The following is a 23,709-nucleotide window of genomic DNA, read 5'->3' as shown; positions in this document are numbered from 1 at the left end:
CTATTGGCAGAGGCCTCAACAGGCAGCTCTACCACAACGACAAATCCCTCCAAGTGCAGGAGGGTTAGCGATTCAGGTGCTGCACCCCTGGAACAGGGTGGCGCGGCACACTTGAGGAAAAACAGCCATGACGACACGTCAGCCGCTTTACAAATCCCTGTATGTCCAGGTGTTGGTTGCCATCACCATCGGTATTCTGCTCGGCCATTACTACCCGGAAACGGGTGTTGCCCTCAAACCCTTGGGTGATGGCTTCGTCAAACTGATCAAGATGGTCATCGCCCCGATCATCTTCTGCACCGTGGTCAGCGGTATCGCCGGCATGCAGAGCATGAAATCCGTCGGCAAGACGGGCGGCTATGCGTTGCTGTATTTCGAAATCGTCTCCACCATCGCGCTGATCATCGGCCTGGTGGTGGTCAACGTGGTCAAGCCCGGCGCGGGCATGCACATCGACGTCAGCACCCTCAATGCCAGCAGCGTGGCCGCCTATGCTGCCGCCGGCGCGCAGCAGACCACCGTAGGCTTCCTGCTCAACGTCATCCCCAATACCGTGGTCGGTGCCTTCGCCAACGGCGACATCCTGCAAGTACTGATGTTCTCGGTGCTGTTCGGCTTCGCCCTGCATCGCCTGGGCAGCTACGGCAAGCCGTTCCTGGACATGATCGATCGCTTCGCCCATGTCATGTTCAACATCATCAACATGATCATGAAGCTGGCCCCGATCGGTGCCTTCGGCGCCATGGCCTTCACCATCGGCCAGTACGGCGTGGGCTCGCTGGTGCAGCTCGGCTACCTGATGGCGTGCTTCTACATCACCTGCCTGCTGTTCGTGCTGGTGGTGCTCGGTGGCATCTGCCGCGCCCACGGTTTCAGCGTCCTGAAGCTGATCCGCTACATCCGTGAAGAACTGCTGATCGTGCTGGGCACCTCCTCGTCCGAGTCCGCGCTGCCGCGCATGCTGGCCAAGATGGAGCGCCTGGGTGCCAAGAAGTCCGTGGTAGGCCTGGTCATCCCGACCGGTTATTCGTTCAACCTGGACGGCACCTCGATCTACCTGACCATGGCTGCGGTGTTCATCGCCCAGGCCACCGACACCCCGATGGACATCACCCACCAGATCACCCTGCTGCTGGTGCTGCTGGTCGCTTCCAAAGGCGCCGCCGGTGTTACCGGTTCGGGCTTCATCGTACTGGCGGCCACGCTGTCGGCTGTTGGCCACTTGCCGGTTGCCGGCCTGGCCCTGATCCTGGGTATCGACCGCTTCATGTCCGAAGCACGTGCCTTGACCAACCTGGTGGGCAACGCCGTTGCCACCGTGGTCGTGGCCAAGTGGGTCAAGGAGATGGACAACAACACGCTGGCGTCGGAGTTGGCTTCCGGTGGCGGTCCGCTGATCGACACCCGTCCAACCGATGACCTGGGCGTTGCCGAAGGTCCTGCGCGTTGATCGCAACGTAACGGCACAAAAAAAGGCGACCCGACGGGTCGCCTTTTTCATGGGCGGCAGTTCGTGCCTGCGGCCGATGGCGGCAGCACAACCTCCAGGTGCGGCCCTATTGCACCTTCAAGCCAGCACCACCTCAAGCACGCAGATCACATCCGTCTGCGGGTAGTGCCACCTGACCTGCACATCCCAGAACTTCACCCCATACACCCGTTCGGCCACAGGCACCTGATAGGCCGGCCGTGGGTCTTGCGCCAGGCATTGCTCGATCAGTGCCACCAGGGGCTCGCCCAGCCGCAACGCATGCTCGCGGGCCTGGGGCAGGGCGCTGTTGGCCCACTGCACGGGAATGGCGACTGGCGCAGCGCTGGCCATGTGGTTATGGGCACCCTCGACACTGTCGGCATAGGGTACGTAAGGCTTGATGTCCAGCACCGGCGTGCCGTCAAGCAGGTCGATGCCTGACAGCAGCAAGCGGCCAGGTTCAACACCCTCCAGCCGCACCACCGACTGGCCGATGCCGTTGGGCCGGTGAGTGGCGCGGGTGGCGAACACGCCCATGCTCTTGTTGCCCCCCAGGCGCGGTGGGCGCACCTTGAGCCTGGGTTTTTCTTCCAGGGCCTGGTGGAACAGAAACAGCAGCCAGACGTGGCTGACCTGATCCAGCCCTTCGACTGCCTCGGGTTGGTCGAAGGGTGGCAGCAGTTCCAGCACACCGCGTGCGGCCGGTGCCAGCTGCGGCTGGCGCGGAATGGCGAACTTCTCCATGAAGCAGGAGCGCACGATCCCCACCGGCGCCACCGTATGCTGCATGACCATTCAGCCGTGCACGCGCTGGGTCAGGCCCTTGAGGAAGTTGCGCAGCAACTGGTCGCCGCACGGGCGGTAGTTGTCATGGCCGGCCTTGCGAAACAGTGCGCTGAGCTCAGGTTTACTGACGGGAAAATCGACCGATTTCAAGATCGCGTGCAGGTCGTCTTCCTTCAGTTCGAAGGCCACGCGCAGTTTCTTCAGGATCTGGTTGTTGGTAACCGGCAGCTCGACAGGTTGTGCCGGACGGCTTTCGTCCTTGCCGCGACGGTAGATGACCAGGCCGTCGAGAAAGTGCGCCATGACCCGGTCCGGGCAGCGCACAAAGCCTTGCTCTTCTTCTTTCTTAACATAGGTCGCCAGGACGACAGGGTTCACGTCCAGGCCGGTCAAACCGATGATCTCGGCCATCTTGGCGTCATTGACTTTCAACATGTAGCGCAGGCTGCGCAGGACGTCATTGTGGTTCATTGCTGCAAAATCCTGTTCTTGTGCCGCACGTCATCGCGCGGCATCTCACTTAGAAACGTTCGGTGCCCGTCAGGTAGCGCCATTGGCCCAGCGCCAGCTTGCCCATCGAAACTCCACCCAGGCGTATGCGGCGCATGCCCAGCAACTCCAGGCGCAGATAGGCGCACAGTTCGGAAATCTGGCCGGGTTGCGGGTTCTTCAGCACCAGGCGCAAATGGGTTTCGTTCTGCCAGCTGGCCTTGGCCTTGGGCAACTCGCGGTCATTGCGGGTCACACCGCGGGCCAGACGCTCGAGCATCTGCGCACTGGCTTCACCGCGCACCTGGACGACGAATTCCTGTTCGAGCTTGCGCAGGTCGGCGTTGATCTTGCGGGTAACCCGCCAGTCCTGGGTAAACACCTGCAAGCCGCTGGCACCCGGTTCCAGCGGTGCTATACAAGCCTGGCGGGTGAAATGCCCGTGCAAGGGGCGCACGCCTTCGCGATGGGCCTCGCTGAGGCTGGTCATGTTCATGCCAAGCCGGGCGGTTTCATTGTCCATGCCCGCGACTTGGTGCAGCAGCAGCGTAACCGGCTCCAGGCTCTCGGCGCGCGCGCCGGGCAGCAGCTCCACATGCTGCTGCTCGACCTTGAACTGCGGCTGCTCGACCACCACGCCATCGACCGTCACCCAGCCTCCTTCGATATACAACTCAGCCTCGCGGCGGGAACAGCCAAGCTGCTCGACAAGGCGTTTGGACAGACGGACGGGTTCGGACATGACGACGATTCGCAAAGGCAATGAAAGGCTGCATTGTACCCTTCCCGCCGGGCGAGGGGCGGGAATCTGTGTCAATCAGGCCGTGCCGCGTCGGCGCATGTGCAGCAATGGATACGGCTGGCCCAGGCCGTCCTTGGGCGAACGGCCCACGATTTCGAAGCCCTGGTGCAGATAAAAGCCCAGCGCCTGGGTGTTCTGCTCGTTGACGTCGAGGGTCAGGGCGTCCAACGCCTGCACAGCATGCTGCAGCAGCTGTTTGCCGATACCCCGGCCATGCCATTGCGGGTCCACGAACAACATGTCGATGCGCCCGCCCGCCACGCCGACAAAACCCTGGATGTTGCGATCAGGCCCACGGGCACAGACCAGCATCACCGCGTCCAGGTAGCGCCGCAGCACCTTGTCGCGCAGCAGCACGATGTAGTATTCGGGCAGGAAAGCGTGCGTTGCACGTACCGCGTTTTCCCACACGCTGACCAGCTTGGGGTAGTCGCTGAGATGGGGCGTTTCCAGGGTCGAAAAGGTGCGCATCGGGTCCCTGCTCCAGTGGCCGTCAAACCAAGGATAGATGCTGGGGGAGGGCGCGACCCGGGGCGGGCCGCGCCACTGCGACAGGAGGCCAGCGTGGCGCCCTGTCAGATGGGCTCTGCCCACATGTCGTATTCGTCGGCGTCTACCACGCGGCAACGCACCTTGTCGCCAGGCTTGAAGCCATGGTTGCCATCGATGAAGACACTGCCGTCGATTTCTGGCGCGTCGAAGAAGCTGCGGCCCACCGAGCCTTGCTCTTCGACCTCATCGATGAGCACGTCGATTTCCTTGCCGATGCGCATCTGCAGGCGGGCGGCGCTGATGGCCTGCTGGTGGGCCATGAAGCGGTCCCAGCGATCCTGTTTGATCTCGTCCGGGACGTCGGCCAGGCCCAGGTCATTGGCCGGGGCACCTTCGACGGGCGAATACTGGAAGCAGCCCACGCGGTCGAGCTGGGCTTCGGTCAGCCAGTCCAGCAGGTACTGGAAGTCTTCCTCGGTTTCCCCTGGGAAGCCGACGATGAAGGTCGAACGAATGACCAGCTCCGGGCACTGCTCGCGCCACTGCTTGATGCGGGCCAGGGTCCGGTCTTCGAAGGCCGGGCGCTTCATCGACTTGAGCACCTTGGGGCTGGCGTGCTGGAACGGAATGTCCAGGTACGGCAGGATCTTGCCGGCAGCCATCAACGGGATCACGTCGTCTACATTGGGGTACGGATACACATAGTGCAGGCGCACCCACGCACCCAGGCTGCTCAGGGCCTCGCACAACTCGAGCATGCGGGTCTTGACCGGCCGGCCGTTCCAGAAGTCGGTCTTGTACTTGACGTCTACGCCGTAGGCGCTGGTGTCCTGGGAAATCACCAGAATTTCCTTGACCCCGGCCTTGACCAGGCGCTCGGCCTCGCTCAGCACCTCGCCCACCGGGCGGCTGACCAGTTTGCCACGCATCGACGGGATGATGCAGAAGCTGCAGCTGTGGTTGCAGCCTTCGGAAATCTTCAGGTAGGCATAGTGGCGCGGCGTGAGCTTGACCCCATGCGGCGGCACCAGGTCGATCAGCGGGTTGTGGTCCTGACGCGGCGGCACCACTTCGTGCACGGCGTTGACCACCTGCTCGTACTGCTGCGGACCGGTCACCGAAAGCACGCTTGGGTGCACATCGCGAATGCTGCCTTCCTCGACACCCATGCAGCCGGTGACGATCACCTTGCCGTTTTCCTTGATGGCTTCACCGATCACTTCGAGCGATTCGGCCTTGGCGCTGTCGATGAAACCGCAGGTGTTGACCACCACCACGTCGGCATCCTCGTACGTTGGCACGACTTCATAGCCTTCCATGCGCAACTGGGTCAGGATGCGCTCGGAATCGACCAGGGCTTTGGGGCAACCCAGGCTGACAAAACCGACCTTGGGGGTGGCGGGCGTGGTGGACATGACTAACCTCGGCATTGAATACAGGTCGCCCAGCGGTGATCGGGGGCGATCTTGACGGGCGCTTTTGGCGCCTCTGATCAAAAAGTGCGCAATTCTAGCGAGCGATGGGTCGATTGACCAGCACAAATACGACGAACGCTGCGCTATGCTTCGCGCCGTTACGCCAGGCCCGGATGGGCGACCTGGCATGCACGCTGACAACAGTGGCCGTGAGGGCCTTTTGCGGGAGTGGTCGATGGTTCAGGCAAGCAGTCACGCCGAGGGCGGGCACGCAGCAAAGCAGGGGGCGACCCGGTCGCTGGGCCTGCTGGTGGCGGCGGTCGGGGTGGTTTATGGCGATATCGGCACTAGCCCGCTGTATACCTTGAAGGAAGTGTTCACGGGCGGTTACGGGGTGCAGGTCAATCACGACGGTGTGCTGGGGATCCTGTCGTTGATCCTCTGGTCGCTGCTGTGGGTGGTGTCGTTCAAGTACGTGGTGTTCATCCTGCGTGCCGACAACCAGGGGGAGGGCGGCACCATGGCCCTGACCGCGCTGGCGCGGCGCGCCACGGCGGCGCATCCGCGCCTGCGGACCCTCATGGTGATCTGCGGCTTGATCGGTGCCTCGCTGTTCTATGGCGACAGCATGATCACCCCGGCCGTTTCGGTGCTCTCGGCCGTCGAGGGCCTGGGCCTGGCCTTCGATGGCATCGACCATTGGGTGGTGCCGGTGTCGCTGGTGGTGCTGGTGGCGCTGTTTCTGGTGCAGCGCCATGGCACCGAGAAAATCGGCAAGCTGTTCGGCCCGGTCATGGTCATCTGGTTCGTGGTGCTGGCCGCGCTGGGGGTTCATGGCATCGCACAGACGCCTGAAGTGCTGCGCGCCTTCAATCCCGGTTGGGCAGTCAATTTCTTCATCGTCCACCCCGGCATGGGCGTGGCCATCCTTGGCGCGGTGGTGCTGGCGCTGACCGGTGCCGAAGCCCTATACGCCGACATGGGGCATTTTGGCCGCAAGCCGATCGCACGGGCCTGGTTCGCCCTGGTGCTGCCAGCACTGGTGCTCAACTACTTTGGCCAGGGCGCCATGTTGCTGCAAAATCCCGAGGCTGCGCGCAACCCGTTCTACCTGTTGGCCCCCAGCTGGGCCTTGCTGCCGCTGGTCGGCCTTGCCACGCTGGCCACCGTCATTGCGTCGCAGGCGGTGATCTCCGGCGCCTTCTCGCTCACCCGACAGGCCATCCAGCTGGGCTACATCCCGCGTATGCACATCCAGCACACCTCCAGTGACGAGCAAGGGCAAATCTACGTGGCGGCGGTCAACTGGACGTTGATGGTGGGCGTGGTGGTGCTGGTGATCGGCTTCGAGTCCTCGGGCGCCCTGGCGGCAGCTTATGGCGTGGCCGTCACCGGGACCATGTTGATGACGACCATTCTGGTGGCGGCGGTGATGCTGTTGCTGTGGAAGTGGCCACCGGTCCTGGCCGTGCCGCTCCTGCTCGGCTTCTTGTTCGTCGATGGGCTGTTCTTTGCCGCCAACGTTCCGAAGATCGTCCAGGGCGGGGCCTTCCCTGTGCTGGCGGGCGGTGTGCTGTTCCTGCTGATGAGCACCTGGAAACGTGGCAAGCAAATTCTCGTCGAGCGTATAGACGAAGGGGCGCTGCCACTGCCGCTGTTCATCAGCAGTATCCGCATCCAGCCGCCGCATCGGGTGGAGGGCACGGCAGTGTTTCTCACCGCGCGCTCGGATGCCGTGCCCCATGCATTGCTGCACAACATGCTGCACAACCAGGTGCTGCATAGCCAGGTGGTGTTGCTGACGGTGCTCAGCGAAGATCGACCCCGCGTGCCTGAGCAGGAGCGCTTCGAGGTCGAGGCCTATGGCGATGGCTTCTTCAGGGTGGTGCTGCATTTCGGCTTCATGGATGAGCCGGACGTGCCGGCGGCGCTGAAACTCTGCCACCTGGACGAGCTGGACTTCACGCCCATGCGCACCACCTACTTCCTCAGCCGCGAAACCGTGATCGCCTCCAGACTTGAAGGCATGTCGCGCTGGCGAGGCAACCTGTTCGCGTTTTTGCTGAAGAATGCCAACGGCAATTTGAGGTTCTTCAACCTGCCACTCAACCGGGTGATCGAGTTGGGGACTCAGGTTGAGATCTGAAACAGGGTAGGGGAGCGGCTGAGGGGATTCCCCTAGGGCCTGGTGATGTTTGCGGCGACGCGAGGGTACTGGGGCTGCTGCGCAGCTCATCGCGGCCGGTCCGGCGCCCCGGCGAGGCCGCCCCTACACTGACCGCATAACGCCTGAGTCAGGAGCTTCACAGGGCTTTGTAGGAGCGGCCCTCGTGCCGCGATGGGCCGCAGCGCGGCCCCGGCAATATGCGCTGCGAAGCTGAAATCTTGGGGCTGCTGTGCAGCTTATCGCGGCATGAGGTCATGCAGGGCGCTGGGTAACCCCCGATCCGCGCTATCAGTGCCGAGCGCTCGACCTGGCCCTTGCAAACTGTACGTCCAATAGCCCTCAGTTCTGCTCAGCCACGCTCGACTTGCCCTGACGCGTCTCGATCTCATCGATCAGCCGCTTGGCCAAGGCCGGGTAGTTTTCATCGAAGTGGTGCCCGCCCGGCAGTTTCAGGCGTTCGCCCACGGCGGTCTTGTCGGTGCAGCCGCTTTCGTCGCTTTCCTCCACCCCGTACACACACACCACTTTCGCAGCCGGCAGCTTGGCCATCTCAGGCCCGGTGGGTGCCTCTTGACCTTCCTTGCCCAGCCAGCCTTCGACTTCGATCTCGAAGCTGCCGCTGCGGGCAAAGGCCAGCAACATGACAGCGTCCACCCGTTGCTGGTCTTCCGCCGGCAGGCGGTTGTAGATGGCAGGCAGTACGTCTGCACCGAACGAGTACCCCGTCAGCACGAAACGCTTGGTCCCCCACTTCTGCCGGTAGTGATGCATCAGTTCGGACAGGTCGGCAGCGCTTTGCTCCGGTGTCTTGTGCTGCCAGTAGTAGCGCAGGGTATCGATGCCCACCACCGGATAGCCCAGCTTGGCCATCTCGCCGGCCACGTCGCGGTCCAGGTCGCGCCAGCCACCATCGCCGGACAAGAACAACGTAACGGTATCGGTGGTTTGACCGGCAGGTACCTCGACCACGGGGATCGCCAATGCGTTGCCATCCTGGCCCACCAAGGCCTGGGTCAGCTGTGCCTTGAGCACCTGCGGCAGGTGGATGTCATAGTCGCTGATGCTGGTTTCGGCATTGCTCTGGTCGCGCACGAAGGCCGCACTGGCATCGTCCGGGTTATCGTTCCACGCCACGCTCCAGTGGCCGTGGGGCGCGGTCTTGGGCAAGGGGGTCTGGCAGCCTGGCTGCTCGACCGTAAAGCCCACGGAAATGGCCCGGGCCTTGTCGTCATTCTGGCTGGCCAGCCAGCGCCAGGCTTGGGTTGCACCCGGGCCAATGCCGGCGACCAGGGTCGGTTTGCTCGGCAACTGCGCCAGGGCCGTGTCCATGGCTTGCTGCTGCTTGGTGCAATCACCGGCAGGCAGCACCACTTGCACCAACTGCGCTTCGGCCGCCTGGGCAAGGTCCAGCAGTTGCTTGTGGGTCAGGGCCTGGTCCTGCGGCACGCCGATCGCCACCCAGGCAGTGGGATGCACGCCTGGGGTGACGCGGGTGATGCTGGCATCGTTGATTTGAAGTTGCTCAAGCTGTGCATCAGGCGCCGGGCGCGTCCAGAACCAGAACGCCGTGGCGCCGGCCAGGGCGGCCAACAGCAGGGTCAGCAACAGGTAAAGCCAAAAGCGTCGGGTCATCAGCGTTTCACCAATCCAGTCAAGCCGCCGGCAATCAGGGCGGCAGTGTCGGCCAGAGCCACCAGCGGGTCGAGCCCGGCAGGCACGGCCATGTAGCGAGGTTCCCAGTCGGGCTGGAACTTGTCCTTGAACCGGCGCAGCCCCTGGAAGTTGTAGAGCTGCTCGCCACGGCGGAACACCATCGAGCCCAGGCGCTGGGTCAGGGGCGCACCGCGCCGTGGTTGTAGCCCCGAAAGCGGCACCATGCCCAGGCTGAAGCGGCCGTAGTCATGGCTTTTGTAATGCAGGATCAAGCCGATCATCATGAACTCCATGGTCAGCTTGGGCGCTTGCGGGTGTGCGCGCATCAGGTCGAGGCTGGCCAACTCGTTGCTGTGGGTCTCGAGCAGGTTGGCAAAGGCCACAGGTTGGCCCTGGAAACGAATCAGGGCGATACGGAAATGTTGCAGATAATCCGGGCTGAAACGGCCCAGCGAAAAACCCTTTTCGCGAACGTTCTTGCCACTGAGCCATGCATCGGAAATTTCCTTGAGCTCAGCCAGCGGCGCATGGCCTGGCTCATGGATTTCCAGGCTCAGCCCGTCACGGCCGCCTCGATTCCACGTGTAGCGCAGGTCTTTCATCTCCTTGCCTTTGGCGTCGAGGTCGAAGCGGCGCAGGTCGACACGGGCTTCTTCACCCAGCTTCAAGGCGGTCAGGCCGATATCCATGTAGAACGGCAGGTTCTCCGCACGCACCTGGTAAAACACCGGTCGGGCGTGGTGCAGGTCGCACAGGTCGCGGAACTGCCAGATCATTTCGGCACGCTCCTGGGCCGGCCCGATCGGATCGTAGAGCGCTACCAGGCTGCGACCACGGCGGGCATACATCAGGAACGCGTTGTCCCTGGGATGGAACAGCAGCGCCTTGTCGCCGGTAAGGGCCAGGCCGCCATCGGGCTGGTCGGATGCCTGCAGAATGCGATGGGCACGTTGCAATTCGGCTTCATCGGGCAGGTGGATCACCGGCGGTGCGGTGCGCAGCAGCCAGGTCAGCGCCAGCGCTGCGAGCAGCAAGGCACTGCCCATCGCCGCACGCAGCCCACGGGGGGCATCGGCGTCCAGGGTGAACTGCCACCACAGCTGATGGCTGTAGGGCACATCCTGGTAGGCGAACAACAGCAGCCACACCGAGGCGCCCACCGCGCAGGCGCTGGCCACCAGGTACACCGGCGAGAACGGCAGCTCCATCAAACGGCTGGGCCGGTAGAACGAGCGGCGGAACAAGGCCAGGAGCGCGGCCGTGAAGGTCAGCAGGCAGGCTTCCTCCCAATCGAACCCCTTGAGCAGCGAGAGCAATGCACCCACCAGCAACAGCACCGTGGTCAGCAGCCACGCGGCCGACAGGCGCCGACGCAGGCCTTGGGCCAGCAGCAGGCACAGTACGCCGATCAGGCTGGCGCCGAAGTGGGAGGCATCGATCAGCCGATGAGGGATCAGAAAGCCCATGTGCTCAAGGCGGGTATCGATCTCGGGCGTGGCGCCGGAAAACAGCAGCACCACCCCAGACAGAAATACCATGATGGCCAGGATCGGCGCTGCCAGCCCGGAGGCAGCCTTCATGGCCTGCCGCGCGAACAGCAAGCGCCGGGCTTCGTTGGCCAGCAGCAGGACGCAGGCCAGCAGAAGCGGCAGCACCACATAGATGATGCGGTACAACAGCAACGCGGCCGCCAATGGCGCAGCGCCCAATTGATCGGCGAAGGCGGCCAGCAGGATGGCCTCGAACACACCAACGCCACCCGGTACATGGCTGAGCACGCCCGCGGCCAGCGCCAGGAGGTAGACCAGTACGAAGGCACCGAACGGGGGGGCTTCGGGCAGCAGCAGGTAGAGCACGGTAGCGGCGGCGGCGACGTCCAGTGCCGTGATCAGCAGCTGCAGGCCAGTAAGCCGGGCGCCGGGCAGTCGCAGCGTACGCCGACCCAGTTGCACCAGCAGGTTGTCAGGCACTGGCTGCTCGGCCAGCCGCTTGCGGTACAGGCCAACCGCCAACAGTGCGCAGGCGGCCAGGACGGCAACCGCAATGCCGGCCAGCAAGCCTTGCGGCAACCGCAGGGCAGCCGAGGCGGCGGGCAGATTGCTAAGGGTGGCCAATGCTGCGAGCGGCGGCAGTGCACAACCCAGTGAAAGGCTCGCGAAGACGGTCATGCGCGCTACCTCGCCCGCCCCCACGCCTTGGCGTGCATACAGCCGGTAGCGCACCGAGCCGCCCGACAGCATGGACAGGCCGATGGCATTGCCGATGGCGAAGGCGCTGAAACCGCCCAGTATCAACGTTCGCGCAGGTAGCTTGACCCCAGCGTAGCGGCTGGCTGACCACTCGTAGCCCAGCAGAATCACGAATCCGATCACGGTCGCCAGCAGCGCGCCAAGCAGTGACTGCACCGGCACTTCGAGCATGGCATCGTGCAAGGCATAGATGTCCAGCTCGCTCAGCAGGTGGCGGCAGGCGATCAAGGCCATGGTGAACAGCACCAGCGTCACCGCCAGCCCGATCGGCTGACGATAGCGGCTTATCCGTTCAAGCAAGGGCAGGCGCTGCACGGCTCCGGGCAACGCTGTGGCCAGCGGCACCGTAGGTTCAGGGTTCTGAGCGGTCATGAATTACCCCGGGCGTCAGGCACGAGGTGAAGAAGAGGCGCGGCCAAGTGAAAGTCCCTTTGGAAAACGTATCCAATATTACTCCGGCCATGGGCGCATAACAGCCCGGCAGGGGTTAAAGATAGTTCATCCACGCAAGGGCAGCGCCAGCCGCTAATCGGGGGTGCGCCAAGGCATGCAGGCATCGCTTGCAAGTAAGGGAGGTAAAAACGAAAAACCCCGCGCGTATCGCTACGTGCGGGGTTTGTTCTGACGAATATGGTTGCGGGAGCCGGATTTGAACCGACGACCTTCGGGTTATGAGCCCGACGAGCTACCAGACTGCTCCATCCCGCGTCAGAGGTGCGCATTATACAGCGAAGTGCATTGATGTCAAGTGTTCAATGAAGCGCACGGCCAACACTCGAACAGGGCAGGGCGCATCCGTGCCAATCCTGCCGCCGTATGACAGGCAAAGAAAAAGGCCACTGCGTTAACAGTGGTCTTTTCTTGAAGTTGGTTGCGGGAGCCGGATTTGAACCGACGACCTTCGGGTTATGAGCCCGACGAGCTACCAGACTGCTCCATCCCGCGTCTGTGGGGCGGATTCTACAGCTTTAGCAGGGGGTGTCAAGTGCTACTCATTGATTTACCGAGGTTTTTTCGAATTGCTTTACGCGCGCGCAAAGAAAAAGGCCACTGCGTTAACAGTGGCCTTTTCACGAATCTGGTTGCGGGAGCCGGATTTGAACCGACGACCTTCGGGTTATGAGCCCGACGAGCTACCAGGCTGCTCCATCCCGCGCCTGTGAGATCGAATTCTACGGATTTCTCGCCCAGTGTCAAGCAAATAGTGTGAAAAGCCCTTTTCGTTCAACCCTTTAGCCTTGCAAGGCGCGGGCTGGGGTCGTTCCCCTGAGCCGAAGACCGGCGTTGCCCAACCCACGGCCATGCTGTTTGAACACGAAACCATGCGCTATTATCTGTATGAATTTACAGTGCCTACGGTCATCCATGCCCTTGCGCAAGATCATTCACGTCGACTGCGACTGCTTTTATGCTGCCATCGAAATGCGCGACGACCCTCGTCTTGCAGGTCGCCCCATGGCAGTGGGCGGGTCGGCCGAAAGGCGTGGGGTCATCGCCACGTGCAATTATGAAGCGCGTGCCTACGGGGTGCGTTCTGCAATGTCGTCCCGTCACGCCCTCAAGTTGTGCCCGGACCTGTTGATCGTCAAGCCGCGCTTCGAGGCTTACCGTGAGGCTTCTCGAGAGATCCATGCCATCTTTCGTGACTACACCGACCTGATCGAGCCGCTGTCCTTGGACGAGGCCTACCTGGATGTCAGCGAAAGCCAATGGTATGCCGGTAGCGCTACACGCATCGCCGAGGACATCCGTCGGCGCGTGGCCCGTACCCTGCATATCACCGTCTCGGCCGGAGTGGCGCCCAACAAGTTTCTGGCCAAGATCGCCAGCGACTGGCGAAAGCCCAATGGCCTGTTCGTGATCAGGCCTGATGAAATAGAAGCGTTCGTGGCGACGCTGCCGGTCACCCGTCTGCACGGTGTGGGCAAGGTCACAGCAGACAAGCTGACCCGCCTGGGGATCGAGACCTGCTCGCAGTTGCGCGAATGGTCTCGCCTGGCGCTGGTGCGAGAGTTCGGCACCTTTGGCGAGCGGTTGTGGGGACTGGCGCGTGGTATCGATGATCGCGTGGTTCAAAACGACAGCCGCCGGCAGTCGGTCAGCGTCGAGAATACCTACGACACCGACCTGCCGGATTTGCCCAGTTGCCTGGCACGGTTGCCGGAATTGCTGCAGAGCCTGAACGAGCGCATCGAGCGGATGGACAGCACCTACCGGCCGGAAAAGCCTTTCGTCAAGGTCAAGTTCCATGACTTTACCCAGACCACCCTTGAGCAAGCAGGCGCCGGCAGGGACTTGGACAGTTACCGGCAGCTGGTGACGCAGGCGTTCGCGCGCGGTGGTAAACCTGTGCGATTGCTAGGTGTAGGGGTGAGATTGCGGGACTTGCGCGGTGCGCATGAACAGCTGGAGCTTTTCCCGCCGCTATAGCTCGCAAGAAAAGTGCTCAGTTGCCCGCGTTGAGACCCTCACGGATCCAGCGCGGGTCAGCCACAGGCGGGCGTCAATGCCCTGGATCAGCCACCAGTCGGCCAGTGGCCTTGGTCAGGGACTGCAAGAACTCCTGTTGCAACTCGGGATCGTTGCGCGTCAGCTCGATCAGGCTCTGCTCCAACTCACTGGCTTCCTCCTCGAGGCCCAGCTCGGACAGCCGCTTGACTCGGTGCACCCACTGGCTCACCTCATCATCTTCGAGGTCGTCGAAAATCAGCTCGTGAGCTTCGCGCAACTTGTTGCGCAGCGTGGCGCTGATCAACAAACTGGCGTCACCGCGCACGGCGTTGTCCTCATCGACCACTTGCAGATGCAAGGTGCCGACATGGTTGAGGTTCTGCTCCGAGAAGGGGCTGTCGAGCAGGTTCAGGCGCAGGATGCCCGCACGGTCGGTGGTCAGCTCATAAGTGTTCTTGCCGGCCTTGACCTCCACCAGGCGCTCGCTCCACGGCATGCTCGTGGCCTCTTCGCGCTTGGCTTTCTGCACTTCGCTGATACCTGCCAGGTTCTGCTGGGCGCGGCCGTTGGAAGGCACGTTCATGAACGGATTAAGGCCGTCCACGCCATAACTGAGCCAATCGTGGGTAATGCTCTGGGGCAGGTTGCCCAAGGCGAAGACGTTGACCACGTTGGCACCCACGCCTGCTACAACCGCCACGGCACCCAGCGGAATCTCGTAGATTTCCCGCCAGGGTTGGTAAGGCGTGTAGCGGTCGTAGTGGCGCGTCACCTCGAACTCGGTGACCTCGAAACGCTTCTGCTCATGTACGCGTACACGTCGTTGCGGCAGCTCCATCACCTTCGGCTCGCCAACGTCGATCTGCAGGGTGTGTTCGAGCAGTTTGCGCTCGACGCGCTCCTCGTGGTCGCTGCGCTGGGGCATCTGGTTGGCGCAGCCGCTGACGAGCAGGGCGCCGCACAGTGCGGCGCCCTTGAGCTTATAGGTACTTCGCTTGGACATGATCACTCGTGCATTGATTATCAGCGGCGAACGCGGGCCTGCAGGAAGGTCAGCACTTCTTCGAGTGGCAACACCTGGGCATCCTGCTCGGTACGGTGTTTGTATTCCAGGTTGCCATCGGCCAGGCTGCGATCACTGACGACGATGCGATGCGGAATGCCGATCAGCTCCATGTCGGCAAACTTGATGCCGGGGCTGGTCTTCTTGTCGCGGTCGTCGAGCAGCACTTCGTAACCTGCCGCAGTCAGCTCGGCATACAGCTTGTCGGTCGCTTCGCGAACCACGTCGGTTTCATAGCGCAGGGGTACCAGGGCAATCTGGAAGGGCGCCAGGGCGTCGTTCCAGATGATGCCTTTCTCATCGTGGTTCTGCTCGATGGCAGCCGCTACCACGCGGGACACGCCGATGCCATAGCAGCCCATGGACAGCATGACCGGCTTGCCGTTTTCGCCCAGAACCTGGCACTTGAGGGCTTCGCTGTACTTGGTACCCAGCTGGAAGATGTGACCCACCTCGATGCCACGCTTGATTACCAGGGTACCCTGGCCATCCGGGCTCGGGTCGCCTTCGACCACGTTGCGCAGGTCGGCCACCTGGGGCACTGGCAAGTCACGCTCCCAGTTGACCCCGAAATAGTGCTTGTCGTCGATATTGGCACCGATACCGAAGTCGCTCATCAGGGCGACCGAACGGTCGATCACGCACTCGAGCGGCAGGTTCAGCGGGCCCAGCGAGCCTGCCCCAGCACCGATGGCCTCGCGCAGTTCGGCATCGGTGGCCATGACCAGGGGGTCCGCCACCTGTTCCAGCTTGGCGGCCTTGATTTCGTTGAGCTCGTGATCGCCGCGCACGATCAGGGCGACCAGCTTGCCTTCCTCGGCGCCGCGTACAATCAAGGTCTTGACGGTCTTTTCGATCGGCAGACCGAATTTTTCGACCAGCTGGGCGATGGTCTTGGCATCGGGCGTATCGACCAGGCGCAGCTCTTCGGTTGGGGCAGGGCGCACGGTCTCGCGCGGCACGGCCTCGGCCTTTTCGATGTTGGCAGCATAGTCGGAGCTATCGCTGAAGATCACATCGTCCTCACCGGACTGCGCCAGGACGTGGAATTCATGGGAGTAGCTGCCACCAATGGAACCGGTGTCGGCCTGCACCGGACGGAAATCCAGCCCTAAGCGGGTGAACACATTGGTGTACGCCTGGTGCATGCGGTCATAGGTTTCCTGAAGGGAAGCCTGGTCGGCATGGAAGGAGTAGGCGTCTTTCATGATGAACTCGCGACCACGCATCAGGCCGAAGCGCGGGCGGATTTCATCGCGGAATTTGGTTTGGATCTGGTACATGTTCAACGGCAGCTGCTTGTAGCTCGACAGCTCGTTGCGCGCCAGGTCGGTGATGACCTCTTCGTGGGTTGGGCCCACGCAGAAATCGCGCTGATGCCGGTCCTTGACCCGCAGCAGCTCGGGGCCGTACTGCTCCCAGCGGCCGGACTCCTGCCACAGTTCGGCAGGCTGGATGCTGGGCATGAGCACTTCAAGGGCACCGGCGGCGTTCATTTCCTCGCGCACCACGTTCTCGACCTTGCGCATTACCCGCAGGCCCATCGGCAGCCAGGTGTATAGGCCCGAAGCCAGTTTGCGGATCATGCCGGCACGCAGCATGAGCTGATGGCTGATGACCACTGCGTCGGCAGGGGTTTCTTTTTGGGTGGCGAGCAAATATTGACTGGTGCGCATGGTTAGCCGTGTCGATTGCCTAAGACGTTGAAATAGCCCCGCATTGTACGGGGGTGAAGCCAAGGCGTACAGGATGCCCCAGGGCGTCCTGCTTGTCAGCCAAGAAAAAGCCCGGCACGGTCGCCGTAAGGCTGTTCACTCAATACCGCTGGGGCCGTTTCACGGCCCATCGCGGCACAAGGCCGCTCCTACAAGCCCTGTGAGTACCCCAACTAGGGCATCACGCGGTCAGTGTGGGAGCGGCCTTGTGCCGCGATGGGCTGCGAAGCGGCCCTAAGTGAACTGCATTACGGCGCGGTGGCCGGGCTTTTCAGGTGCGCAGCGTTGCAAGCCAGGCTTACAGGATGCTCAGCGGGTACTCCACGATCAGGCGCAGCTCGTCCAGCGATGGGGAGCCGTAGTAGACGCCATCGGAAGAACGGTAGGTGGCTTGACGAACGCGGAAGCTCAGGTCCTTGGCAGGGCCCTCTTGCATCACGTACTTGATGTCGATGTCGCGTTCCCATTCCTTGCCGTTGCTGGTGGTGCCGGTGTCGGCGCCGCTGCCACGCACGTAGCGGGTCATGAAGCTCAGGCCTGGAATGCCGTACTCGGCGAAGTTCAGGTCGTAGCGAGCCTGCCAGGACTTCTCGCCTTCGGCGTTGAAGTCGGAACGGGCCACGGAGTTGGCCAGGAACACGGTGCCGCCACCGTCGACGCCGTAGCCATAGTCGCCGTCGCCGGTCACTTTCTGGTAGGCCAGGGTGAAGGTATGGGCGCCGATGTTGTACGCACCGGACAGGCTGAACGCACGGTTGTCGAGCTTGGTCACGCCGTCTTTTTCGGCGCGCTGCAGGCCTTGGCCGTCGCTCTTGGTGTCATAGAAGTTGAAGTCGAACACCAGGCCTTGCTTGTCCGACAGCGGCAGCGCCCAGTTGACGTTGGCGTAGTATTTGCGCCAGTAGTCTTCGACCTTGGAGTAGTACAGGCTGGTGGACAGGCTGTCGGTGAAGGCATAGGTGCCGCCGAATACGTCGGCTTCTTTCAGGCGCAGGCTGTCACGGTTGGTCTGTTCCTGACCGGTCAGGCTGGTGAAGCGACCCGCGTGCAGGGTCAGGCCCTTGATGTCGTTGCTGGTCAGCAACGCGCCCTGGGCGATTTCCGGCAGCAGGCGGCTGTCGTCGGTGGCGAACACTGGCAGGGCAGTGAACTGGTCGCCGACTTTCAGTACGGTGTCGGAGATACGGAATTTAACCGCGCCGCCACCCTTGGAGTAGTCATCCTGTGCACGGCCGTCCGAGCCGTTCGGGAACAGGCCGGTGCCAGCACGGCCCTTGCCGCTGTCCAGTTTCAGGCCGAGCATACCAATGGCGTCGATACCCACGCCCACGGTGCCCTGGGTGAAGCCCGACTCATAAGTACCCACGAAGCCGAGGCCGGTTTCTTCACGGCGGCTCTGGCCGCCTTCGTTGTTGCGGAAATCACGGCTGAAATACAGCATGCGAGTTTTGACGCTCAGCTTGCTGTCTTCAATGAAACCTTTGGACTCATCCTGCGAAGAGGCCAGTGCCATCTGCGAGGACCCCGCCGAAACGGCCAGGGCGATCATGCTCCACTTCATCACGCGCATCGTGACTTGCTCCTTTGGTTTTTTTAGGAAGAGTACCGCTGCATCCAGGTGTTCTAGTTATAGGGTGCAGCTCTTTCTTGTTATGTCGGCGAAAATGTATAGCACGCTGAAGGTCGTTGGCGATATGGCGTAAAGCACTCTTGATGGAACTTTTTGGCCGTGTCGCTGTCGGGCAATTCAGCGTCGCATCCGAGGGTGGTGACGCCCGGTGTGCAGGTGTTTCAGAGAGCATGCCGACTTGGGGTGAAGGCAATGCAACAAGCGTGCTCAACTTGGGCTGGCATTGATGAATTTTTCACAAAATTTTCAGGAATTCGTTTCAACCGCCGTAAACACGGGGGTTGGTCGGACTGCACCTCAAGCCCGCCCGGCCGGGCTATTCAGTTGGCTAGCTTGCTATCAAAGTCAATGTGTTACCGCAACATGTTAATGCGGTGTCAATTGTGGTGGGCTAGGGAGTCAGTTGACGTGGCGAAGCACCTTATTGGTGCGAAAAGTAGCGCTGTGTTACCGCAATTGCGCAAGGTATCCTTGCTGCCGTTTTTACCGCCACCCGTGCGGGTCGCTTTGCCTGAAGGAGGTACGCCGTGTTCGTTCTTGATCCACGCTTGCAGCAGGACACTTGGGTGCTGGGCGATTTCGCCCTGTGCCAGTTGCTGCTGAGCCGAGATGCCAACTACCCCTGGTTCATCCTGGTGCCCCGCCGTGCCGAGGTCAGCGAACTGTTCGACCTGAGCCTGGATGACCAGCACCTGCTCTGGCAGGAAACCACGCAGCTTGCCGAGGCGCTCAAGCGCAGCTACGGGGCTGACAAGATGAACGTGGCGACGCTGGGCAATGTGGTCAGCCAAATGCACATGCACGTGATCGTTCGCCAGCTCGATGATGTGGCCTGGCCTGCACCGGTCTGGGGCAAATGCCCGGCCGTGGCCTATACCGACGCACAAGTACAGGCGATACGCGCCCGCGTACGAAATCTACACCTCGAAGGTTTCCAGGAGGCCGCCGATGTCGCTTGAGCCGAGAATGATCGAGCTGGAAACGCGCCAGGCATTCCAGGACGACACCCTGCAGGCGCTCAACGATGTGGTGGTCGAGCAAGGGCGCGTGATCGAGCGGCTGCAGTTGCAGATGGCCGAGTTGATCAAACGTTACGAAGAGATAGCAGGTCAGTATGGCAGCGAGGGTGAAGAGGCGCCGCCGCCTCACTATTGATCATCTGGTCCTCAGGCCTGTCGCACCCATGGGCGAAGCGACAGGCCTGGTTTCAACGTGTTGAAGCCTGCTCGCCTGTCAGCGGCGCGTGACGGGGACCACATCCTCGGCCTGCAGGCCCTTGTCGCGGTGCATGACCGAGAACTCGACGCGTTGACCCTCTACCAGGACGCGATGGCCCTCGCCGCGGATGGCGCGAAAGTGCACGAAGATGTCATCGCCTGAGTCCCTGGAAATGAACCCGAACCCCTTGGACGTATTGAACCACTTGACCGTGCCCATATCTCGGTTGCCGGCCTCCGTCAGTGGCTGTTGGCTGCTGCGTACCTTGCGCGTGCCCTGGGCAAAGCCTGCGCCCAGGTGCAGGACCACGGCCAGAGCGGCGCACACCAGCGCCGCGAGGTTGCCAAGCTCCGGTCGAGCCAGCACGGTAAGGGTCTGCAGCACCACGGCCACCACCAGCAGGGCGCAGGCCAGGTATTGCAGCTGCTGCCTGGCACCTCGGTAGTACAGCGGCAGGACAGGCGCCAGGATCAGGTTGAGCAAGCCGAACAGGGCCAGGTAGACCGCGTCGGGTTGTTGCAGGAAAGGCGTTGCCTCGGTTTTAAGACTGGGTATGAACGCTAGCAGCAAGGCTGCCGCGCCTGTCACCAGGTGGACGATCTTGAACATGGGATTGGCTCACATTGATTGAAGCTGATCACGGGAAGAGCTGACGGCCCGGTGCGCATGAAGTGTTGGCGCGAACACGTGGCCTTCAGCCTATGCATTCGGCAATTGCAGTCCGCACGAATGGCACGCTGCCTATTTAACCGTAAACCTGCAGGCTACTCAAACTGCACCCGGCGCCCTGTGCCTGCGGCCACCTGACAGAGGCGCGGCGCTCAGAGTGTTGCTAAAGTGGTCGGCACCCGCTTGGGTTTCACGTTTTCCGAAGGGGAGCATCATGGCAATCGATATCGGCATCAGTGAAGAAGATCGCAAGTCCATCGTCGATGGGCTTTCCCGCCTGCTTTCAGATACCTACGTGCTGTATCTGAAAACCCACAACTTCCATTGGAACGTCACCGGGCCCTCGTTCCGTACGCTGCACCTGATGTTCGAGGAGCAGTACAACGAGCTGGCGCTGGCGGTGGACGCCATTGCCGAGCGCATCCGCGCCCTGGGGTTCCCGGCGCCTGGGTCCTACGCGTTCTACGCCAAGCACTCTTCGATCAAGGAAGAGGAGGGGGTTCCCCCAGCCGACGAGATGATCCGGCAACTGGTGCAAGGGCAGGAAGCGGTAGTGCGCACCGCCCGCAGTATCTTCCCAGCGGTTGACAAGGTCAGCGATGAACCCACCGCCGATCTGCTGACCCAGCGCATGCAGGTCCACGAAAAGACCGCATGGATGCTGCGCGTGTTGCTCGACGAGAAATAGCCGGACCGTGCCGGCAGGCCTGCCCAGGGTGACTGGGCCGGCCTGCCGGTTTCTGTGCGGGAAGGGTTTGCCGCTGCTCTGCACTGGCGCGTTCGGCGCTTGATACACCCCTTGGTTCAATCATCAGGAGGTGTGCAGATGGCTCAGTCTGGCAAGCGGACGGCAGGTCAGGGGCGCTGGCCCGGCAAACAATGCGTCGACCCATTCACGGCAGATTTCGACATGTTGCAGACCCAGCCTGTTTCCCGCTCGGTGCGGCTCAATGGTTTTTCCACCTGTCTGCGCCTTGAAGCCGTGTATTGGGGTATCCTCGAGCGCATTGCCGCTGCCAACCAGTGCTCGGTCAGTGCGGTGTTGTCCTACGTCGACCGTGAGGTGCACCTGCGCCAGGGGGGCGTGCGCAACTTCAGCGGGCTGATACGGGTGATCTGCGTTGCCTGGTTGCAGCAGCCACCGACGTCGCACTGATTGCCCGGCGGGCTGCGCAGCGCTGGTTAACCATATATAATCCCGCCTTTTGCTGCCCAGGCAGCCAGCGTTATGGTTGACGAGAGACATCCATGCCCCTTTACGACTATCAATGTGCGTCCTGCGAGCACCGTATGGAAGTGCTGCAGAAAATCAGCGCCGCGCCGCTCACCGATTGCCCGGCCTGCCAGGCGCCGGCGATGAAGAAACTGCTGTCGGTACCCGGCTTTCGCCTGAGCGGTAACGGCTGGTACGAAACCGACTTCAAGACCGGTGCGAAAAAGAATCTGGCAGGCGGCGACAAGGCCGACTGAGTTGAATGCTATGACCGGGTCTTGCAGTATTAGCCCTCCGGGCGGCCAAGGCCTCCATCGAATACACGAATCACGAGAAGCGAAACCACCATCATGATGCGCAGCCATTATTGCGGCCAACTGAACGAGAGCCTGGACGGCCAGGAAGTCACCCTTTGCGGCTGGGTCCATCGTCGCCGGGACCACGGCGGGGTGATCTTCCTCGACATCCGTGACCGCGAGGGCATGGCCCAGGTCGTTTTCGATCCGGATCGCGCCGACACCTTCGCCGCAGCAGACCGTGTGCGCAGCGAGTATGTCGTGCAGATCACCGGCAAGGTCCGCCGTCGCCCGGAAGGTGCGGTGAACAGCAACATGGCCTCCGGTGCCATCGAAATCCTCGGCTACCAGCTCAATGTGCTGAACGAAGCCGAAACCCCGCCGTTCCCGCTGAACGAATACTCCGACGTTGGTGAAGAAACGCGTCTGCGCTACCGCTTCATCGACCTGCGTCGCCCTGAGATGGCCGACAAGCTGCGCCTGCGTTCGCGCATCACCAGCAGCATTCGACGCTTTCTCGACGAAAACGGCTTCCTCGACGTGGAAACGCCGATCCTGACCCGCGCCACCCCTGAAGGCGCGCGCGACTACCTGGTGCCAAGCCGTACCCACGCCGGTAGCTTCTTCGCCCTGCCGCAGTCGCCGCAGCTGTTCAAGCAGTTGCTGATGGTCGCCGGTTTCGATCGTTACTACCAGATTGCCAAGTGCTTCCGCGACGAAGACCTGCGTGCCGATCGCCAGCCGGAATTCACCCAGATCGACATCGAGACCAGCTTCCTGGACGAGTCCGAGATCATGGGCCTGACCGAGAGCATGATCCGCAAGCTGTTCAAGGAAGTGCTGGACCTGGAATTCGGCGAATTCCCGCACATGACCTTCGAGGAAGCCATGCGTCGCTATGGCTCCGACAAGCCAGACCTGCGCATCCCGCTGGAGCTGGTTGACGTCGCCGACCAGCTCAAGGACGTGGATTTCAAGGTATTCGCCGGCCCCGCCAACGATCCTAAATGCCGCGTCACCGCGCTGCGCCTGCCAGGCGGCGCCAGCATGCCGCGCAGCAAGATCGACGAATACACCAAGTTCGTCGGCATCTACGGTGCCCGTGGCCTTGCCTACATCAAGGTCAACGAGCGTGCCAAGGGCGTTGAAGGTCTGCAGTCGCCGATCGTCAAGAACATCCCCGAGGCCAATCTCAACACCATCCTCGACCGCGTGGGCGCCGTTGACGGCGACATCGTGTTCTTCGGTGCCGACAAGTTCAAGGTGGTCAGCGAAGCGCTGGGCGCCCTGCGTATTCGTCTGGGTCACGACTTCGAACTGTTCACCTGCGAGTGGGCGCCGATGTGGGTCGTCGATTTCCCCATGTTCGAAGAAAACGAAGACGGCAGCTTCACCGCGCTGCACCACCCGTTCACCGCGCCCAAGTGCACGCCCGAGGAACTGGAAGCCAACCCGGCCACGGCCCTGTCCCGTGCCTATGACATGGTGCTCAACGGCACCGAGCTCGGTGGCGGCTCGATCCGTATCCACCGCAAGGAAATGCAGCAGGCCGTGTTCCGCCTGCTGGGTATCGAGGCGGCGGAACAGGAAGAGAAGTTCGGCTTCCTGCTCGATGCCCTGAAGTTCGGTGCACCGCCTCACGGTGGCCTGGCCTTCGGCCTGGATCGCCTGGTCATGCTGATGACCGGCGCCCAGTCGATTCGTGAAGTGATTGCCTTCCCGAAAACCCAGAGCGCTGCGTGTGTCATGACCCAGGCGCCGGGCATGGTCGATGCCAAGGCATTGCGTGAGCTGCACATCCGTCTGCGCGAGCAGACCAAGGTCGAGTAATCGGCCCGGGCGCAGCCGGCGGTTGCGCCCACGCGCTTTGGCGCAGTCTTTCCACGTTCCGCCCTTCGGGGCGGAACCTGTTTCTGTTACACGGATCGGG

The 23,709-nt window shown here is 62.2% G+C and carries 20 protein-coding genes and 3 tRNA genes; 9 read left to right on the top strand and 14 right to left on the bottom strand.

The window, feature by feature from the left end; all coding sequences use genetic code 11:
* Positions 1-127 precede the first annotated feature (127 nt).
* Positions 128-1,450 (top strand): dicarboxylate/amino acid:cation symporter, encoded by a 1,323-nt coding sequence (locus ACF8R3_RS12240; protein WP_392515664.1) that lies wholly within the window; start codon positions 128-130, stop codon positions 1,448-1,450.
* Positions 1,451-1,567: 117 nt separating this feature from the next.
* Here the strand turns inward: ACF8R3_RS12240 and tsaA are convergent, their stop codons facing one another.
* The 5 genes from tsaA to rimO form a co-directional block, all read right to left on the bottom strand.
* Positions 1,568-2,260, bottom strand: a complete 693-nt coding sequence (tsaA, locus tag ACF8R3_RS12235) for a tRNA (N6-threonylcarbamoyladenosine(37)-N6)-methyltransferase TrmO (RefSeq protein WP_078479394.1) — start codon at positions 2,258-2,260, stop codon at positions 1,568-1,570.
* Between the two features lie 6 nt (positions 2,261-2,266).
* Complete coding sequence (locus tag ACF8R3_RS12230) at positions 2,267-2,728, bottom strand: DUF1456 family protein (RefSeq protein ID WP_058604329.1); 462 nt, start codon at positions 2,726-2,728, stop codon at positions 2,267-2,269.
* 49 nt (positions 2,729-2,777) lie between these two features.
* The gene (locus ACF8R3_RS12225; RefSeq protein ID WP_392515663.1) at positions 2,778-3,488 is read right to left on the bottom strand and encodes an rRNA pseudouridine synthase; all 711 of its coding nucleotides are present in this window, start codon (positions 3,486-3,488) and stop codon (positions 2,778-2,780) included.
* A gap of 75 nt (positions 3,489-3,563) precedes the next feature.
* Positions 3,564-4,019 carry a GNAT family N-acetyltransferase gene (locus tag ACF8R3_RS12220; protein WP_196121755.1) on the bottom strand — a complete coding sequence of 152 codons (456 nt, stop codon included), beginning with the start codon at positions 4,017-4,019 and terminating at the stop codon, positions 3,564-3,566.
* A 104-nt stretch (positions 4,020-4,123) separates the two neighbouring features.
* On the bottom strand, positions 4,124-5,455 hold the full coding sequence (gene rimO, locus ACF8R3_RS12215) for a 30S ribosomal protein S12 methylthiotransferase RimO (protein ID WP_392515662.1): 1,332 nt from the start codon (positions 5,453-5,455) through the stop codon (positions 4,124-4,126).
* Between the two features lie 235 nt (positions 5,456-5,690).
* On the opposite strand from rimO, the gene ACF8R3_RS12210 reads away from it, so the two are divergent.
* Complete coding sequence (locus tag ACF8R3_RS12210; protein ID WP_392515661.1) at positions 5,691-7,601, top strand: potassium transporter Kup; 1,911 nt, start codon at positions 5,691-5,693, stop codon at positions 7,599-7,601.
* Positions 7,602-7,961: 360 nt separating this feature from the next.
* Here the strand turns inward: ACF8R3_RS12210 and ACF8R3_RS12205 are convergent, their stop codons facing one another.
* The 5 genes from ACF8R3_RS12205 to ACF8R3_RS12185 all read right to left on the bottom strand — a co-directional run bounded on the left by ACF8R3_RS12205 (position 7,962) and on the right by ACF8R3_RS12185 (position 12,680).
* On the bottom strand, positions 7,962-9,254 hold the full coding sequence (locus ACF8R3_RS12205) for a virulence factor family protein (protein ID WP_100851025.1): 1,293 nt from the start codon (positions 9,252-9,254) through the stop codon (positions 7,962-7,964).
* Positions 9,254-11,896 (bottom strand): bifunctional lysylphosphatidylglycerol flippase/synthetase MprF, encoded by a 2,643-nt coding sequence (gene mprF, locus ACF8R3_RS12200; RefSeq protein WP_058604323.1) that lies wholly within the window; start codon positions 11,894-11,896, stop codon positions 9,254-9,256. The genes ACF8R3_RS12205 and mprF overlap by 1 nt, the downstream gene beginning before the upstream one ends.
* Positions 11,897-12,155: 259 nt before the next feature.
* Positions 12,156-12,232: transfer RNA gene (locus ACF8R3_RS12195), tRNA-Met, on the bottom strand.
* 160 nt (positions 12,233-12,392) lie between these two features.
* Positions 12,393-12,469: transfer RNA gene (locus tag ACF8R3_RS12190), tRNA-Met, on the bottom strand.
* A 134-nt stretch (positions 12,470-12,603) separates the two neighbouring features.
* Positions 12,604-12,680: transfer RNA gene (locus ACF8R3_RS12185), tRNA-Met, on the bottom strand.
* 215 nt (positions 12,681-12,895) lie between these two features.
* On the opposite strand from ACF8R3_RS12185, the gene dinB reads away from it, so the two are divergent.
* Complete coding sequence (gene dinB, locus ACF8R3_RS12180; protein WP_392515674.1) at positions 12,896-13,954, top strand: DNA polymerase IV; 1,059 nt, start codon at positions 12,896-12,898, stop codon at positions 13,952-13,954.
* A 73-nt stretch (positions 13,955-14,027) separates the two neighbouring features.
* On the opposite strand, the gene ACF8R3_RS12175 is transcribed toward dinB, so the two are convergent.
* From ACF8R3_RS12175 to ACF8R3_RS12165, 3 genes are all read right to left on the bottom strand, one after another.
* Entirely contained in the window at positions 14,028-14,978 is a 951-nt protein-coding gene (locus tag ACF8R3_RS12175; RefSeq protein ID WP_058604321.1) for a hypothetical protein, read from the bottom strand.
* Between the two features lie 20 nt (positions 14,979-14,998).
* Complete coding sequence (locus ACF8R3_RS12170) at positions 14,999-16,714, bottom strand: proline--tRNA ligase (protein ID WP_058638510.1); 1,716 nt, start codon at positions 16,712-16,714, stop codon at positions 14,999-15,001.
* Between the two features lie 337 nt (positions 16,715-17,051).
* Positions 17,052-18,323, bottom strand: a complete 1,272-nt coding sequence (locus ACF8R3_RS12165; protein ID WP_058604319.1) for an OprD family porin — start codon at positions 18,321-18,323, stop codon at positions 17,052-17,054.
* A gap of 587 nt (positions 18,324-18,910) precedes the next feature.
* Here ACF8R3_RS12165 and ACF8R3_RS12160 point away from each other — a divergent pair.
* Together ACF8R3_RS12160 and ACF8R3_RS12155 are read left to right on the top strand one after the other, a co-directional pair.
* On the top strand, positions 18,911-19,342 hold the full coding sequence (locus tag ACF8R3_RS12160; RefSeq protein WP_058638509.1) for an HIT domain-containing protein: 432 nt from the start codon (positions 18,911-18,913) through the stop codon (positions 19,340-19,342).
* Positions 19,332-19,538, top strand: a complete 207-nt coding sequence (locus ACF8R3_RS12155) for a SlyX family protein (protein ID WP_058638508.1) — start codon at positions 19,332-19,334, stop codon at positions 19,536-19,538. The genes ACF8R3_RS12160 and ACF8R3_RS12155 overlap by 11 nt, the downstream gene beginning before the upstream one ends.
* Before the next feature lie 78 nt (positions 19,539-19,616).
* On the opposite strand, the gene ACF8R3_RS12150 is transcribed toward ACF8R3_RS12155, so the two are convergent.
* The gene (locus ACF8R3_RS12150) at positions 19,617-20,210 is read right to left on the bottom strand and encodes a cold shock domain-containing protein (RefSeq protein WP_058638507.1); all 594 of its coding nucleotides are present in this window, start codon (positions 20,208-20,210) and stop codon (positions 19,617-19,619) included.
* A gap of 274 nt (positions 20,211-20,484) precedes the next feature.
* On the opposite strand from ACF8R3_RS12150, the gene ACF8R3_RS12145 reads away from it, so the two are divergent.
* From ACF8R3_RS12145 to aspS, 4 genes are all read left to right on the top strand, one after another.
* Entirely contained in the window at positions 20,485-20,958 is a 474-nt protein-coding gene (locus ACF8R3_RS12145) for a Dps family protein (RefSeq protein WP_023536324.1), read from the top strand.
* A 138-nt stretch (positions 20,959-21,096) separates the two neighbouring features.
* A complete protein-coding gene (locus ACF8R3_RS12140; RefSeq protein WP_027914213.1) occupies positions 21,097-21,426 on the top strand; it encodes a ribbon-helix-helix domain-containing protein in 330 nt (109 codons plus the stop codon).
* 92 nt (positions 21,427-21,518) lie between these two features.
* Positions 21,519-21,740 carry an FmdB family zinc ribbon protein gene (locus ACF8R3_RS12135; RefSeq protein WP_023536249.1) on the top strand — a complete coding sequence of 74 codons (222 nt, stop codon included), beginning with the start codon at positions 21,519-21,521 and terminating at the stop codon, positions 21,738-21,740.
* A gap of 93 nt (positions 21,741-21,833) precedes the next feature.
* Positions 21,834-23,609 (top strand): aspartate--tRNA ligase, encoded by a 1,776-nt coding sequence (gene aspS, locus ACF8R3_RS12130; protein ID WP_027914214.1) that lies wholly within the window; start codon positions 21,834-21,836, stop codon positions 23,607-23,609.
* The last annotated feature ends 100 nt before the right edge of the window (positions 23,610-23,709 follow it).

Source organism: Pseudomonas sp. FYR_7 (assembly GCF_043106155.1).
Taxonomy (GTDB): domain Bacteria; phylum Pseudomonadota; class Gammaproteobacteria; order Pseudomonadales; family Pseudomonadaceae; genus Aquipseudomonas; species Aquipseudomonas parafulva_B.
Note: the sequence above shows the minus strand (reverse complement) of the source record. Positions and strands in the feature narration are given on the sequence as shown.

Coding starts and splice junctions, on each gene's coding strand:
- ACF8R3_RS12240 (WP_392515664.1), top strand. CDS start 128: ATGACGACACGTCAGCCGCTTTACAAATCCCTGTATGTCCAGGTGTTG.
- tsaA (WP_078479394.1), bottom strand. CDS start 2,260: ATGCAGCATACGGTGGCGCCGGTGGGGATCGTGCGCTCCTGCTTCATG.
- ACF8R3_RS12230 (WP_058604329.1), bottom strand. CDS start 2,728: ATGAACCACAATGACGTCCTGCGCAGCCTGCGCTACATGTTGAAAGTC.
- ACF8R3_RS12225 (WP_392515663.1), bottom strand. CDS start 3,488: ATGTCCGAACCCGTCCGTCTGTCCAAACGCCTTGTCGAGCAGCTTGGC.
- ACF8R3_RS12220 (WP_196121755.1), bottom strand. CDS start 4,019: ATGCGCACCTTTTCGACCCTGGAAACGCCCCATCTCAGCGACTACCCC.
- rimO (WP_392515662.1), bottom strand. CDS start 5,455: ATGTCCACCACGCCCGCCACCCCCAAGGTCGGTTTTGTCAGCCTGGGT.
- ACF8R3_RS12210 (WP_392515661.1), top strand. CDS start 5,691: ATGGTTCAGGCAAGCAGTCACGCCGAGGGCGGGCACGCAGCAAAGCAG.
- ACF8R3_RS12205 (WP_100851025.1), bottom strand. CDS start 9,254: ATGACCCGACGCTTTTGGCTTTACCTGTTGCTGACCCTGCTGTTGGCC.
- mprF (WP_058604323.1), bottom strand. CDS start 11,896: ATGACCGCTCAGAACCCTGAACCTACGGTGCCGCTGGCCACAGCGTTG.
- ACF8R3_RS12175 (WP_058604321.1), bottom strand. CDS start 14,978: ATGTCCAAGCGAAGTACCTATAAGCTCAAGGGCGCCGCACTGTGCGGC.
- ACF8R3_RS12170 (WP_058638510.1), bottom strand. CDS start 16,714: ATGCGCACCAGTCAATATTTGCTCGCCACCCAAAAAGAAACCCCTGCC.
- ACF8R3_RS12165 (WP_058604319.1), bottom strand. CDS start 18,323: ATGCGCGTGATGAAGTGGAGCATGATCGCCCTGGCCGTTTCGGCGGGG.
- ACF8R3_RS12155 (WP_058638508.1), top strand. CDS start 19,332: ATGTCGCTTGAGCCGAGAATGATCGAGCTGGAAACGCGCCAGGCATTC.
- ACF8R3_RS12150 (WP_058638507.1), bottom strand. CDS start 20,210: ATGTTCAAGATCGTCCACCTGGTGACAGGCGCGGCAGCCTTGCTGCTA.
- ACF8R3_RS12145 (WP_023536324.1), top strand. CDS start 20,485: ATGGCAATCGATATCGGCATCAGTGAAGAAGATCGCAAGTCCATCGTC.
- ACF8R3_RS12140 (WP_027914213.1), top strand. CDS start 21,097: ATGGCTCAGTCTGGCAAGCGGACGGCAGGTCAGGGGCGCTGGCCCGGC.
- ACF8R3_RS12135 (WP_023536249.1), top strand. CDS start 21,519: ATGCCCCTTTACGACTATCAATGTGCGTCCTGCGAGCACCGTATGGAA.
- aspS (WP_027914214.1), top strand. CDS start 21,834: ATGATGCGCAGCCATTATTGCGGCCAACTGAACGAGAGCCTGGACGGC.